The organism is Pseudomonas mangrovi, from assembly GCF_003052585.1.
Lineage (GTDB): Bacteria > Pseudomonadota > Gammaproteobacteria > Pseudomonadales > Pseudomonadaceae > Aquipseudomonas > Aquipseudomonas mangrovi.
This window is the reverse complement of record NZ_QASN01000015.1, coordinates 36481-50366: the sequence shown is the minus strand read 5'-3', so window position 1 is coordinate 50366 and position 13886 is coordinate 36481. Positions and strand designations below refer to the sequence as shown.

9 protein-coding genes are annotated in these 13886 nt (G+C 68.6%); all 9 read left to right on the top strand.

The genetic code is table 11. The features are described 5' to 3' along the window. Positions 1 to 1377 (top strand): DotU family type VI secretion system protein, encoded by a 1377-nt coding sequence (locus tag DBO85_RS08585; RefSeq protein ID WP_108106855.1) that lies wholly within the window; start codon positions 1 to 3, stop codon positions 1375 to 1377. Next, the gene (gene tssM, locus DBO85_RS08580) at positions 1374 to 4889 is read left to right on the top strand and encodes a type VI secretion system membrane subunit TssM (protein ID WP_108106854.1); all 3516 of its coding nucleotides are present in this window, start codon (positions 1374 to 1376) and stop codon (positions 4887 to 4889) included. The genes DBO85_RS08585 and tssM overlap by 4 nt, the downstream gene beginning before the upstream one ends. Beyond that, positions 4886 to 5554: a type VI secretion system-associated protein TagF gene (tagF, locus tag DBO85_RS08575; protein ID WP_108106853.1), complete on the top strand. Its 669-nt coding sequence runs from the start codon at positions 4886 to 4888 to the stop codon at positions 5552 to 5554. The genes tssM and tagF overlap by 4 nt, the downstream gene beginning before the upstream one ends. 10 nt (positions 5555 to 5564) lie before the next feature. Beyond that, on the top strand, positions 5565 to 6287 hold the full coding sequence (locus DBO85_RS08570; protein WP_108106852.1) for a PP2C family protein-serine/threonine phosphatase: 723 nt from the start codon (positions 5565 to 5567) through the stop codon (positions 6285 to 6287). 8 nt (positions 6288 to 6295) lie between these two features. After that, entirely contained in the window at positions 6296 to 9331 is a 3036-nt protein-coding gene (locus tag DBO85_RS08565) for a serine/threonine-protein kinase (RefSeq protein WP_108106851.1), read from the top strand. Continuing rightward, positions 9331 to 10047 (top strand): ABC transporter ATP-binding protein, encoded by a 717-nt coding sequence (locus tag DBO85_RS08560; RefSeq protein ID WP_108106850.1) that lies wholly within the window; start codon positions 9331 to 9333, stop codon positions 10045 to 10047. The genes DBO85_RS08565 and DBO85_RS08560 overlap by 1 nt, the downstream gene beginning before the upstream one ends. Then, positions 10047 to 11249, top strand: coding sequence for an ABC transporter permease (locus tag DBO85_RS08555; RefSeq protein WP_108106849.1), 1203 nt, complete (start codon positions 10047 to 10049; stop codon positions 11247 to 11249). Before DBO85_RS08560 ends, DBO85_RS08555 begins: the two co-directional genes overlap by 1 nt. Further along, positions 11242 to 12936: a formylglycine-generating enzyme family protein gene (locus DBO85_RS08550; protein WP_108106848.1), complete on the top strand. Its 1695-nt coding sequence runs from the start codon at positions 11242 to 11244 to the stop codon at positions 12934 to 12936. Before DBO85_RS08555 ends, DBO85_RS08550 begins: the two co-directional genes overlap by 8 nt. Positions 12937 to 12998: 62 nt before the next feature. Then, entirely contained in the window at positions 12999 to 13886 is an 888-nt protein-coding gene (gene tagQ, locus DBO85_RS08545) for a type VI secretion system-associated lipoprotein TagQ (protein WP_108106847.1), read from the top strand.

Below are 13886 nucleotides of genomic sequence, written 5' to 3'. Positions count from 1 at the left end.
ATGCATCCGATCGACGATCCATTCGGCACGCCGGGTAATGGCGGCGGTGCCGGTGCGACGCCCGACAACGGCGCCAGCGATCGCACTCTGATCATGCCGCGGCCCGGTGGTCGCGCAGCAGAGCCCGGCCAGGCACCCGCCGGCGCGCCACGCCCCCCGCAGGGCCAGGGTTTCGCGCCGGCCGCCAGCGGTCCGATGCTCACCGGCAAGGGCCGCGGCCTCAACCCGATGGAGCAGGCCGCAGGCCCGTTGCTGGCGCTGCTCACCCGTCTGCGGGGAACCATCGCCCATGCCGCGCCGGCCAGTTTGCGTGCGCAGCTGCTCGGTCATCTGCGCCAGTTCGAGGAGCAGGCACGTCAGGCCGGCATTCCCCAGGACGAGGTGATGCTCGCCCGCTACGTGCTCTGCACCGCGCTCGACGAGGCGGTGCTCAGCACGCCCTGGGGCAGCGCCAGCGAGTGGAGCAAGCAGAGTCTGCTGATCACCCTGCACAACGAGGCCTGGGGGGGCGAAAAATCCTTCCAGCTGCTCGACCACTGCCTGCAGAACCCGCGGCAGCGGCTGAACCTGCTGGAGCTGCTGTACCTGTGCATGTGCCTGGGCTTCGAAGGTCGCTATCGGGTCATGCATGACGGCCGGCATCAGCTCGAGGCGCTGCGCGAACGCACCGCCGGAGTGATCCGCAGCGTGCGCGGCGAGCGCGAGCAGGAGCTGTCGCCGCGCTGGCGTGGCCTGCAGATGGTGCGCAATCGCCTGAGCCAGTTCATGCCGCCCTGGGTCGGCGTGGCCATCGGCCTGGCGCTGCTGCTGGCGCTGCTGTTCGGCCTGCGCCTGAAGCTGGCAGCCGACGCCGAACCGGTGTACCGCAACATCCACGCACTGGGCGAAATCCCGGTGCAGGCCATCGTGCCGCGTCCGATCCAGCCCAAGCTGATCGAGCGTCCGCGCCTGGCCGGCTTCCTCGCCGACGACATCCGCGCCAACCGCGTGGCGGTCGAGGACAAGGTCGACCGCTCGGTGGTGACCATCCGTGGTGACTCGCTGTTCGCCTCCGGCAGCGCGAGCATCGCCTCCCAGCACGAACCGCTGATGGCGCGCATCGCCGACGCCATTCGCCAGGTCAAGGGCAACGTGCGGGTCACCGGCCACAGCGATGACCGGCCGATCGCCACGCTGCGCTTCCCGTCCAACTGGGCGCTGTCGCAGGCCCGTGCGCAGCAGGTCATGGACCTGCTCGCCTCGCGCAGCGGCCAGGCCGAGCGTTTCACCGCCGAAGGGCGCAGCGACACCGAACCGGTGGCCTCGAACGCCACGGCCGAAGGCCGGGCGCAGAATCGCCGGGTCGAAATAACCGTCTTCGCGGAGGGCGTGGAGTGAAGTCCTTCTTCAGTTTTCTAGTTCGTTGGGTAATGCCGCTGCTGGGCCTGATCGCCCTGAGCCTGGTGATCTGGTTCATCGGCCCGCTGATCGCCATCGGCAGCTTCGAGCCACTGGCGCCGGCATGGGTGCGCTGGACGCTGATCGGCCTGCTGTTCGCCATCTGGATCGGCCTGCGGGTATTGCGCATGGTCCAGGCGCGGCGCAACAGCGCGCGGGTGATGCAGGGCATGACCGCCGACGTCGCACCGGACCCGACCCGCGTGGCCACCGCGGAGGAGCTGGCGACCCTCAAGCAACGCATGGACGAGGCCCTGAGCCTGCTCAAGCGCGCCAAGCTCGGCGGTGACGAGCGCCGCAGCCTGTACGAGCTGCCCTGGTACGTGATCATCGGCCCGCCCGGTTCCGGCAAGACCACCGCACTGGTCAACTCGGGCCTCAACTTCCCGCTCGAGGCGCAGCTGGGCAGTGGCGCCGTACGCGGCGTCGGCGGCACCCGAAACTGCGACTGGTGGTTCACCGACGAAGCCGTACTACTGGATACCGCCGGCCGCTACACCACCCAGGACAGCCACGCCCAGGTCGACAAGGCCGCCTGGCTGGGCTTCCTCGATCTGCTCAAGACCCAGCGCAAACGCCGGCCGATCGATGGCGCCTTCATCGCCATCAGCCTGTCCGACCTGCTGCTCGGCAGCGAAGCCGAGCGCGCGGCGCATGCCAAGGCGATCCGTGCCCGTCTGCAGGAGCTCTACACCCAGCTCGGCGTGCGTTTCCCGGTCTACCTGATGCTGACCAAGCTCGACCTGGTGCCCGGCTTCATGGAGTTCTTCGATTCGCTCAGCCGCGAGGAGCGCGCGCAGGTCTGGGGCATGACTTTCGCCCTCGACGACGGCAAGAGCGAGCAGGGCCCGCTGGCGGTGTTCGACAGCGAGTTCCTGGCCCTCGAACAACGCCTCAACGAGCGTCTGGTCGAGCGCCTGCAGCAGGAGCGCGACCCAACCCGCCGCGACCTGATCTACGGCTTCCCGCAGCAGTTCGCCGCGCTCAAGGACTGCCTGGGCAGCTTCCTCACCGCCGCCTTCAAGCCCAACCCCTACGAGCAGCCGGCGTTGCTGCGTGGCGTCTACTTCACCAGCGGCACCCAGGAAGGCAGTCCGATCGATCGCCTGATCGGCGCCATGGCGCAGTCGATGAACCTCGATCGCCAGCACCTGGCGCGGCAGACCGGCAGCGGACGCAGCTATTTCATCGAGCGGCTGTTCCGCGAGGTGGCCTTTGGCGAGCGCGGCCTGGTCGGCGCCAATCCCAAGGTGGAGAAGCGCCGGCGGCTGATCACCATAGGCGCACTGGCCACCACCGCACTGGTAGTGCTGACGGTCTCGGCGCTGTGGATCGCCAGCTACCGTGCCAACCAGCAGTACATCAGCGAGGTGGATGCGCGGGTGCAGCCGCTGCGCGGCCAGATCGAGCAGCTCAGCCCGGCGCAGCGCGAGGTACTGCACGTGTTGCCGCTGCTCAACGCCATGCGCGATTCGGCCGACAATCCGCCGGACTGGGCCGAAGGCCTGGGCCTGTATCAGGGCGACATGCTTGGTAGCGAGGCCGCCAGCGTCTATCGCAAGCTGCTGATCGCGGTCTTCGCCCCACGCCTGCTCAATCGTATCGAGGAACAGCTGCGCAACGGCGGCAGCTCGGACTTTCTCTATGAGGGGCTCAAGGCCTACCTGATGCTCTCGGGCGGCGATCACTACGACGCCGACTTCCTCAAGGCCTGGATCAGCCTCGACTGGGACCAGACCCTGCCGCGCGACCTGACCGCCGAGCAGCGCCAGTCGCTCGACCGCCATCTGGTCTCGCTGTTCGACCGGCGTCCGCCGGCGGCGCGCCTGGATGACAACCTGGTCGAGGACGTACGCCGCCAGCTGCAGCGTCTGTCGGTGGCGCAGCGGGTCTACGACCGGGTCAAGCGGCAGCCTTTGCCGGACGGTCTGCCGGGCTTTCGTCTCTCCGAAGCCGCCGGGCGTGATGCCTCGCTGGTCTTCGTGCGCAAAAGCGGCAAGCCGCTGAGCGAGCCATTGAGCGGCTTCTTCACCTACCGCGGCTATCGCGAGGTGTTCCTTACCGCCAGCCTCAGCCAGTCCGGCACCCTGGCCGAAGAGCAGTGGGTGCTCGGGCGCAACTTCAGCGACGGCCAGGACGTCGCCTCGCTGGCAATGGAAGTACGCCAGCTGTATTTCGAGGACTACCTGCGGCACTGGGAAGCCCTGCTCGCCGATCTCGATTTCGTTCCGGTCACCAGCGTCGCCCAGGCCGCCGACGTGCTGCGCGTGCTGTCCGGGCCGAATTCACCGCTCAAGCAGCTGCTCACGGCGGTGGCCCGCGAGACCGACCTGTACCGCGACGACCGCCTGATTGCCGAGAAGCTCGGCCAGAGCACCGGCAAGGTCGACAAGCTCAAGGAGCAGCTCGGCAGCCTGGTCGGCCAGCCGGGGGAAACCCAGCAGCAGGCGCCGGCGGCGGTCGATCCGGTGACCCAGCGCTTCGCCGAGCTGAACAGCCTGGTCAACGCGCCGGAAGGCCAGAGCCCGCCGATCGAAGGCCTGCTGGCGGACATGAACGCGCTCTACGTACAGGTCAGCGGCATGGTCGGTGCCAGTGGCGATGCCATCCTCGGCGAAGCCAAGAACCAGACCGCCGCCGCCGCGCAGCGCCTGAGCCTGGGCGCAGAGCGCCAGCCGCCGCTGGTGCGCGGGCTGGTCAAGTCGGTCGTCGGCTCCACCACCGGCAGCATGATGGGCGGCGTGCGCCAGCAATTGAACGCCGCCTGGACCAGCGAAGTAGTCAACGTCTACCGGCATTCGCTGGCCGGCCGCTACCCGCTGGACCCGAACAGCTCGCGCGACGCGACCCTGGAAGACTTCGGCCATTTCTTCGGCGTCGGCGGGGTGATGGACAACTATTTCCGTCGCTATCTGCAGCCCTACGTCGACAGCTCGCGGACGCCCTGGCGCTGGCAGCCGGGCGCGGCCGACAAACTCGGCCTTTCCTCCTCGGCGCTGGTCACCTTCCAGCGCGCGGCGGAGATTCGCGATGCCTTCTTCCGCTCCGGCGGCACCCAGCCGATGGTCCGTTTCGAGCTGCGTCCGGTGGCGATGGATTCCTCCATCGACCAGTTCCTGCTCGATCTGGACGGCCAGCAACTGACCTATGACCATGGCCCGAGCCGGCCGGTGGCGATGCAGTGGCCGAGCCCGAACAACCTCGGCCTGGTGCGCCTGTCGATCACCCCGCCGCCGGCCAGCGGGCGCTCCGGCCTGACGGTGGATGGCCCCTGGGCCTGGTTCCGCCTGCTTGATCAGTCCGAGCTGTCGGCGGGCAGCACGCCGGATCGCTTCACCCTGCGCATGCGCGTGGATGGCGCGAGCATTTCCAGCGAGCTGCGCGCCAGCAGTGCCTTCAACCCGTTCAAGAGCCGTGTACTGAGCAGTTTCCAGCTGCCGGAGCGGCTGTGACGGCGCCCGGTTTCTACGGCAAGCTGGCCGGCCGCGGTGATTTCGTCAGCCGCGGCCTGTCCCAGGCACTGATCAAGAGCTGGGACGACTGGCTGGCCGCCGGCATCGCCGCCAGTCAGACTGAGCTCGGTCCGCGCTGGCTGGAAACCTATCTGGTCAGCCCGCTGTGGCGCTTTGCCGTGCCGGCCCCGCTGCTGGGTGCAGACGCGCTGATCGGGGTGATGATGCCCAGCGTCGATCGCGTCGGCCGCTACTTCCCGCTGAGCATCCTGCTGCCGCTGCCGGCCGGCAGTGACCTGTCGTTGATCGTCGGCGGTGCCGACGACTGGTTCGAGCGTGCCGAGGCGTTGCTGCTGTCGACCCTCGACGAGGATGCCGAGTTCGAGGTGTTCGAGAGTGCAGTCAACGCGCTGGGCAGCCCCGACTGCCTGCCGGCGGCGACCTGGGAGTCGCTCGGCAATGGTCTGCAGCATTGTCCGGCATGGTTGCCCGGCCAGCGTCTGCAAGCCTTGGCCAGCTGTTCCCTGGAGCGCAGCAGCCTGTGGTGGGGACGCGGTTCGGAGCGCGTGCCGGCCGGCATGCTGCGCTGCGCCGGGCTACCAGCCGCCAGTGATTTCGCCCGTTGTCTGCTCGGTGCCGCCGGTGAGTCCGGCGTCCCGGTCTGAGGAGTCGCAGATGCTGGTCTTTCCGCAGTACCTCTCCGCCAGCTACAGCCATGTCGGAATGGTTCGCCAGGTCAACGAGGACGCCTGCCTGGATCTGGCCGAAGACGGCCTCTGGCTGGTCGCCGACGGCATGGGCGGGCACGCCGCTGGCGACTATGTCAGCAATCTGCTGGTCGACAGCCTGCGCGCGATCGCCCCGGCCGAGCGCTTCGATGACTATGTCGAGGCACTCTGCGCAGGCGTCGCACAGGTCAACACCCAGGTGCGCGCCGAGGCCAGCCTGCGGGGTGTGGAGATGATGGGCGCGACCTTGGTCCTGCTTGCCGCGCGCGACGACCAGGCGGTCTGCCTGTGGGCTGGCGACAGTCGCCTGTACCGTCTGCGCGATGGCCGACTGGAGGCGATCAGCCGCGACCACAGCTACGTGCAGGAGCTGATCGACAGCAATCTGCTCAACGAGGAGGAGGCGCGCGCCCATCCGATGGGCAATATCGTCACCCGTGCCGTTGGCGTCGACGAGCATGTCGAACTGGCCCGGGTATCGCTGCGGGTGCTGCCCGGCGATACCTTCCTGCTCTGCAGCGACGGCCTTACCCGCACGGCGGAAGATCATGAGCTGGGCGAGGTGCTGCGCTACCCCGATCCCTACGAGGTGGTGCGCAGCCTGGTCCATCTGGGCCTGACCCGCGGCGCACCGGACAACATCACGGCGCTCGTCGTCAAGGCAGTCTGAGAGAGCCCATGCACAGCGAAATCGAGATTCCCGGCTATGACATCGAGCGCGTGCTCGGCGAAGGCGCCATGGCCAAGGTTTACCTGGCGACCCAGCGCTCGCTGGAGCGCAAGGTCGCACTCAAGGTGATGTCCGCGGCGCTCGCCGCCGACCCGACCTTCTGCGAGCGCTTCCTGCGTGAGGGCAAGATGCAGGCGAAGCTGTCGAACCCCTACACGGTGGGCATTTTCGACATCGGCAACGTCGGCAACCTCTACTACATGGCCATGGAGTACCTGCCCAACGGCACCCTCAAGGAGCGCATGCGCGAGGGGATGAGCCCGGAGGAAGGCATCGGCTACCTGCGTCAGGTCGCCCAGGCACTGGGCTACGCCCATTCCAAGGGGCTGGTGCATCGCGACGTCAAGCCGGCCAACATCCTGTTCCGCGCCGATGGCACCGCAGTACTCTCGGACTTCGGCATTGCCAAGTCGCTGGATGACCGTACCCAGTTCACCCAGGCCGGTTTCTCGGTCGGCACGCCCAGCTACATGAGCCCGGAGCAGGCACGCGGCCAGGACATCGACGGTCGCGCCGACCTTTATGCCCTGGGCGTGGTGCTCTACGAGATCCTCACCGGAAAGCTGCCCTACAGCGGCAGCGATTCGCTCTCCACCGCCCTGGCGCACCTGACCGAACCGCTGCCGGAACTGCCGATTCACCAGGGTCGTTTCCAGAACATTCTGCGTGGCCTGCTGGCGAAAGATCCGAAGGACCGCTTCCCCACCGCCGCTGCCTTCATCGCCGCGCTGGACGCGCTGTTGGCCACCGCGCCCCCCGCCACCAACAGTGATGCCACCGTGGTGATGCCGGTGGCCGGCAGCGCACCGGCCTTCGAACAGAGCGTACCCGGCCAGCCGGCTGCAGTGTCGGTGAGCATTCCCCCGCTACGCAGCGAAGACGAGCGGCCAACGGTTGCGCCAACGCCGACGCCGACTGCGCAGCAGCAGCGCCCTACGCCCGTTGCCCCGCCCGGCAAGAGCCGTGCGCCGCTGCTGACGGCGGTGGCCATCGCGGTGGCGCTGGCCATCGGCGGCGGCCTGTACTTCGCCCTCTCGGGCCCCGGCAGCGAGCCGAAGGTGGCCCAGGAGGCAGGAGACGGGCAGCCGGCCGGGCCGAAGGCCAGTGGGCAAGGAGCTGACCCGGCAGACGATGGCAAGCGGCCGTTGCTGATGGCCGGCAAGAAGACCCTGTTCCAGCGCGTGCTGACCAAGCCCGGCGCGCGCCTGCTCGATGAGCCGGGTGGCACGCCGCGTGGCGAGGCGCTGCCGGCGTTCACCGTGGCCTACGTCTATGAACGTCGTGAACAGGCTGGCGAGACCTGGCTGCGCATCGGTGTCGGCAGCGACGGCCGCAGCGACGGCTGGCTGGCGGCGCCGCAGACCAGTGACTGGAAGCAGAGCCTGGTGCTGCGCTTTACCGAGCGCAGCGGCCGGGCACCGGTGATGTTCCTGCGCGATGCCACCGAACTCGAACGCCTGCTGGGTGATCCACAGCTGGCGCGAGAGGCGCTGCGCCGGGTTGAGACCGGTGGCGATCACCAGGTTCTGGCGATCGAGCCCACTGCCAGCGCCATCCCGCAGGATCAGTTCTACCTGCTGCCGATCCTCGAGTCATGGGAGAGCTTCGACGCCAGCGGCCAGCCGGCGCAGCTGCTCAACATCGCCTCGATCGACCCGGGCAACACGCCGCAGGAGCGCGGTGGCAGCAGCGCCGCCGTGGTCGCGCCGGAGGTCTTCCGGACCGGCATCGTGCTGGTGGTGGACACCTCGGTGTCGATGCAGCCGTACATCGACCGGGTGCGCGAGGTGGTCCGCGAGGTTCAGGGCCAGCTGGCTGCACGTGGCGAGCTGGACAAGGTCAGCTTCGGCCTGGTTGGCTTTCGCAGCAGCGTCGCGAAGACGCCGGGGCTGGAGTACGTCACCCGCACGCTGGTAACCCTGGACCAGGGCAGCGACCCCGATCGCTTCCTCGCAGAGGCGAGCAAGGTCCAGGCGACCACCGTCTCCAGCCACGCCTTCAACGAGGACGCCTTCGCCGGTGTGATGGAAGCGGTGGATGGCATGGACTGGAGCCCCTACGCGGGGCGTATCGTGCTGCTGATCACCGACGCCGGCGCCCTGCGCAAGAACGATCCGCTCGGGCGCACCCGGATGAACGAGGCCGAGGTTCGCGAGGCGGCACGCGCCAAGCAGATCCGCATCTTCGCCCTGCACCTGAAGACCGACCCCGGGCGCAACAACCACGCCTACGCCGAGAGCCAGTACCGCGCGCTGACCGCCGACGCCAACCCGACCATCGGCGACCTCTACGTGCCGGTGCCCGGTGGTGATGTGGCGCGCTTCGGCGAGCGCGTCCGCGAGATCTCCGGCACCTTCACCGAGCTGGTCCACGCCGCGGCCGGCGAGCGGCGCATGGTCGCGCCGAGCTGGACCGAGGCGCCGAGCCTGGCGCAGAAATCTGCCGCGGTTGGCTACGCGATGCACATGGACTTCCTCGGGCGGCGCGACAGCATCCAGGCGCCGCAGCTGGTGACCGCCTGGACCAGCGACCGCGACCTGACCAACCCGGCACTGCCGAGCTTCCAGGTCTGCGTGCTGCTGACCAAGCTGCAGCTCAACGACCTGCAGCAGTCGCTCAAGCTGATCGTCGATTCGGCACGCCGCACGCGCAGCTCGCCGAAGGACTTCTTCGCCGAAATCGCCAGCGCCAGTGCGCACATGAGCCGCGATCCGTCGGCGCTGGCACGCGGCAGCAACCTGGTCGACAGCGGCATCCTCGGCGAATACCTCGAGGGACTGCCGTATCGCAGCAAGTCGCTGAACATGACCCAGGACCTCTGGCTGTCGCTCAGCGTCGCCGAGCAGCAGGACTTCATCGACGAGCTGGAATCGAAGATCCGTCTCTACGAAACCTTCCACAACGACCTGGCCAACTGGGTGCGCTTCGGCGACGCCGAGCCAGGCGACGCGCTCTACCGCGTCCCGCTGTCGACGCTGCCCTGATGCTGCGCCTGCGCGACGTCCGCAAGAGCCGCGGCAGCGGCAGCCAGCGCTTCAGCCTCTGGGTGCCGCGCCTGGATCTGTATCCGGGTCAGCGTCTGGCGGTGGTCGGCGCCAGCGGCAGTGGCAAGAGCACCTTGCTCGACCTGCTTGCGCTGGTGCTGTCGCCCGATCCGGGTGGCGAGCTGAGCCTGCGCAGCGCCCAGGGCGAGCAGGACATCGCGGCGCTCTGGCGCGCCGGGCGGCAGGATCGACTCGCCGAGCTGCGCAGTCGTGAGCTCGGCTACGTGCTGCAGACCGGCGGTCTGCTCGGCTTTCTCGATGTACGCGGCAACATCGGCCTGTCCCGCGAGCTGCTCGGCCTGGGCGACGATGGCAGCGTGCGCCGGCTCGCCGAGCAACTGGAAATCGTCGACCAGCTCGACAAGCGGCCCTCGGCGCTCTCGGTCGGCCAGCGCCAGCGGGTCGGTATCGCCCGCGCCCTGGCGCACTCACCCAAGCTGGTGCTGGCCGATGAACCGACCGCCTCGCTCGACCCGCTCAACGCCGCGCGGGTCATGCAACTGCTGGTCGAGCAGAGCCAGGCCCGCGGCGCCTGTCTGCTGCTGACCACCCATGACCTGCAGCTGGCACGCAGCGTCGGCCTGTCGCTGCTCGGTCTGCAGGTTCGCCGCGACGCCGATGGCGGCGTCACCGCCACCCTCGAAGGTGCCGGCTGATGCGCGCCGGGCTGATGGCCAGGCTGGCCTGGCATGACTATCGCGCCGACTGGCGGCTGTCCGCCTGCGCGGTGCTGGCGCTGGTGGCGGTGCTGGCACCGCTGCTGGTGCTGTTCGGCCTCAAGTCCGGGCTGGTCGGCAGCCTGACCGATCGCCTGGAACAGGACCCCGGCGTGCGCGAGATCGTCCCTTTGGGCGGTGGTCGCTACAGCGCCGCGCGAATCGATGAACTGCGCCGCCTGCCGGAGGTGGCCTTCGCCCTGCCGCGAACCCGGCAGATTGCCGCGACGGCCGATCTCTACCCGAACCGTCCAGGGCCGGTGGTCAGCGTCGAGATGCTGCCGACCGGTCCCGGTGATCCCCTGCTCGGCGCACTGCCCCAGCCGCAGCGGCTGGATGAAGTGCTGCTCAGCCGCAGCGCGGCGGAAAAGCTCGGGGCGGGCGTCGGTGATGAGTTGCTAGCGGCTTTCGGTCGGCTTGACGGTGGCGTCGCGGAGTATCAGCGCACCCGCCTGCGGGTGGTCGGCGTGCTGCCCCTGGCGGCCTTCCAGCGCGACGCCCTGTTCGGACGCCTGGAGTTGCTCGAGGCCGTCGAGGATTACCGCGACGGCCGTGCCGTGGCGGCCTTCGACTGGCCGGGCATGCAGGGCTCCGGCGCGGCGCAGCGGATCTATCCGGGATTCCGTCTTTATGCCCGCGATCTCGATGCAGTGGAGACGCTGCGCCAGCGCTTCGCCGCCGAGGGCCAGGAAGTGGCGACCCAGGCCGAGGCCATCGCCCAGGTGCGGTCACTCAGCCGCAACCTCGGTGTGGTGTTCTGGATCATCGCCGGACTGGGCCTGGCCGGCGCCTTTGCGGCCATGACCGCGAGCGCCCTGGCAGCGGTGGCACGCAAGCATCGCGAGCTGTCGGTACTGCGGCTGATCGGTTTCCCGACTGCCGCGCTGCTCGCCTTCGTCAGCCTGCAAGCGCTCTACACCGGGCTGATCAGTCTGCTGCTCGGCGGGCTGGCGTATCTCGCGGCGGAAACCCTGCTGAATCAATTGTTCATGCAGCAGGCGGGCGAGTACGCTTGCCGCCTCGAGTGGCACCAGTACCTGCTCGCGGCCGCGGCGACCCTCGGGTTCAGCCTGCTTGCCGCGGCGGCCGGTGGCTGGCGTGCGGCAGGAATCGAAGCATCGGAGGGATTGCGGGATGTCTAGGTGGTGGTTGGCAGTGGCGGCGTGCTTCGCCTGCGTGGTCTGGGCCGATGAGGGCACCCCGGACAACCCGCGCCCGCTGGCGGATGACGTCAGCCTGCCGCTGCCCTGCGGCGGCGAGATGGTGTTCCGCTATGTCTACGTGCTGGCCAAGGGCAGCCTGGATGACCGCGAGATCAACCTCGGCTATCCGTTCGGCGAGGACGAAGCCGGCTACCAGCAGTCGTTCATGTCCGGCTTCCGGCGGGACTACATCAGCGGCCAGTTCAGCCTCAACGATCTGCCTGCCGCCTGGCGCAGCCGCATCGCGCCGCAACTGCCGAGCTACGATCGCGAGGTGCCGCTGCAGCCGATGCTGTATTTCATCGGCAAGTACGAAGTCAGTGCCGGCCAGTACGCCAAGGTGATGTCCCAGGCCGGCCTGCTCGAAGGCAAACCGGCTGGCGAATGCCCGGCCGATGCCGGCGGCCAGGCGCGCCTGCCCAAGGTCAAGCTGTCGCGCTTCGAGGCCGAGCGTTTCGCCGCGGTCTACAGCGCCTGGCTGTTGAAGAACCAGCGCAAGGCGCTGCCGATCAGCGGCCGCGCCCTGCGTCCGGACGAAGGCGGCCTGGCCCATGTGCGGCTGCCGACCGAGGCGGAGTGGGAGTTCGCCGCCCGCGGCGGCCACGCGGTGAGTCGCCAGGAACTCGAAGCGCGGCTGTTCCCGCGGCCGCAACCGGGCGGCGAGGGCGATGGCCCGCTGGGTGAATGGGCGGTCTACAACCAGGTCTCCGGCGGCACCGGCCAGCAGGCGCGACTGCTCCCGGTGGGCAGCCGCAAGCCCAACCCGATCGGGCTGCACGATGTGATCGGCAACGCCGCCGAGATGGTCAACGAATCCTTCCAGCTGGTACGCGCCGGCCGCCGCCACGGCAGCTACGGCGGTTTCGTGGTCAAGGGCGGCAATTACCTCGAAGGCGAGATGACCCTGTTCACCGGCATGCGCCGCGAATACCCGCTGTTTGCCGCCGACGGCAGCGAGCAGCGCAACGAGACCACCGGCATGCGCGTGGCGCTGGGGGCGATCTCGGCGCCGCGTTCGCGCTACCAGGACCTGTTCGAACAATGGCAGCGTGACGGCCGCCTGGCCGGGCTGACCGACGAGATCGACGAGTTCCAGGACCCGACCAAGCGCCTCGACGAGATCATCGCCGCGAGCAAGGACGAGAAAATCCAGGCGCAGCTGGCGCAGGTCAACGAAGACCTCAAGCGCGACGTGGCGCTGATCGCCCGCCAGCGCGAGGAAGCCGCCGGCAACCTGATCCAGTCCGCTGCGCTGGTGGCCGAGACCATCAACAACTACAACATTCGCCTGACCAACCTGAAGAACAGCCGCGACCAGGCCCTGGCCGCCCGCGACCAGGCCAGCGCAGACCTGTTCGCCGGGGCGATCGAGAACGGCCAGAGCGCGGTGGACGGCGCGGTGGCGATCTACATCGACAACCTGGCAACCGGCACGCGCTATACCGATGCGGTGATCCAGGAGCAGTTCCAGCGTGTGATGGAGGAGCTGAATCGCCAGCCAGTGCTCGGTAAGAGCCTGGCAGCGCGTGCTACGGTGTTCGTCGGCCATGTCGGTCAGTACCGCAAGCAGCAGCGTGCCGATCCGGCGCTGATCCTGAAGGAAGTGCTCGCCTCCGGCGGGCGATGAAAGGGGTTCCGGGGCGCGGGCAGCGTGTCCGGAATAGTCAAACCGAAGAAGAGACCAAGACCATGAGTGATTTCCGCAAGAGCTTCGCATTCACCTCGCGCCTGGCGCTGTCCCTGGTCGTCGGTGGCTCTGTGCTGCTGGCCGGCTGTGCCGGGAACCCCAGTTCCCAGGTCGCGGCGACGACCCAGGCCAACTACTACCCGGCCTGCTACGAGCCGGTCAGCCACCTGCGCAGCTCCGATTCGGCGATGAAGAAGTCGGTCGCCACCGGTGCCATCGCCGGCGGCCTGCTCGGTGCCGTCGCCGGTGCAGTCGCAGGAGACAGCGACGACCGCGCGCGCAACGTCGCCATCGGCGCCGCCGGCGGCGCCCTGCTCGGTGGCACTGCCGCCTACTACAACGAGCGTCAGAACCAGATCGCCGACGACCGCCAGCGCATCGCCTCCTACGCCGGCGACTTCAGCCGCACGGCTGGCGAGATCGACCGCAGCGTGGCTTACGCCAGCGCCGCCCAGAGCTGCTACCAGCGCGAGTTTTCTGCGCTGCGCGATTCGCGCAAATCCGGTGCGATCAGCGACAGCGAAGGCCGCGCACGGCTGAACGAGATCGTCAGCGGCCTGCAGGAAACCAATGCGCTGCTGGCCCAGGTTGACGGTCGCGTCGGCGAGAACGTCGAGACCTACACCCAGGCCTACGAGCAGGATCTGCAGCAGGTCGGCGTGCAGCGCCAGGTGGTCGCCGAGGCAGCCAAGACTCCGGTGGCCAGCCAGCCGCGCGTGGTGCGCCAGGTTCCGCAGGAAGCGGTTACCACCGAGCGCGCCGTGCAGCAGGTTCAGACCAAGCGTGCCGAGAGCCGTGAAGTCGCCAGTCGCGGCCGCAGCATGGTCTCCGATGTGTGCAACAACCCGGACATGGGCGACTGGGCTCCGCCAAGCTGCAGCAAGGCCTGA

Coding starts and splice junctions, on each gene's coding strand:
- DBO85_RS08585 (WP_108106855.1), top strand. CDS start 1: ATGCATCCGATCGACGATCCATTCGGCACGCCGGGTAATGGCGGCGGT.
- DBO85_RS08570 (WP_108106852.1), top strand. CDS start 5,565: ATGCTGGTCTTTCCGCAGTACCTCTCCGCCAGCTACAGCCATGTCGGA.
- DBO85_RS08565 (WP_108106851.1), top strand. CDS start 6,296: ATGCACAGCGAAATCGAGATTCCCGGCTATGACATCGAGCGCGTGCTC.
- DBO85_RS08560 (WP_108106850.1), top strand. CDS start 9,331: ATGCTGCGCCTGCGCGACGTCCGCAAGAGCCGCGGCAGCGGCAGCCAG.
- DBO85_RS08555 (WP_108106849.1), top strand. CDS start 10,047: ATGCGCGCCGGGCTGATGGCCAGGCTGGCCTGGCATGACTATCGCGCC.
- DBO85_RS08550 (WP_108106848.1), top strand. CDS start 11,242: ATGTCTAGGTGGTGGTTGGCAGTGGCGGCGTGCTTCGCCTGCGTGGTC.
- tagQ (WP_108106847.1), top strand. CDS start 12,999: ATGAGTGATTTCCGCAAGAGCTTCGCATTCACCTCGCGCCTGGCGCTG.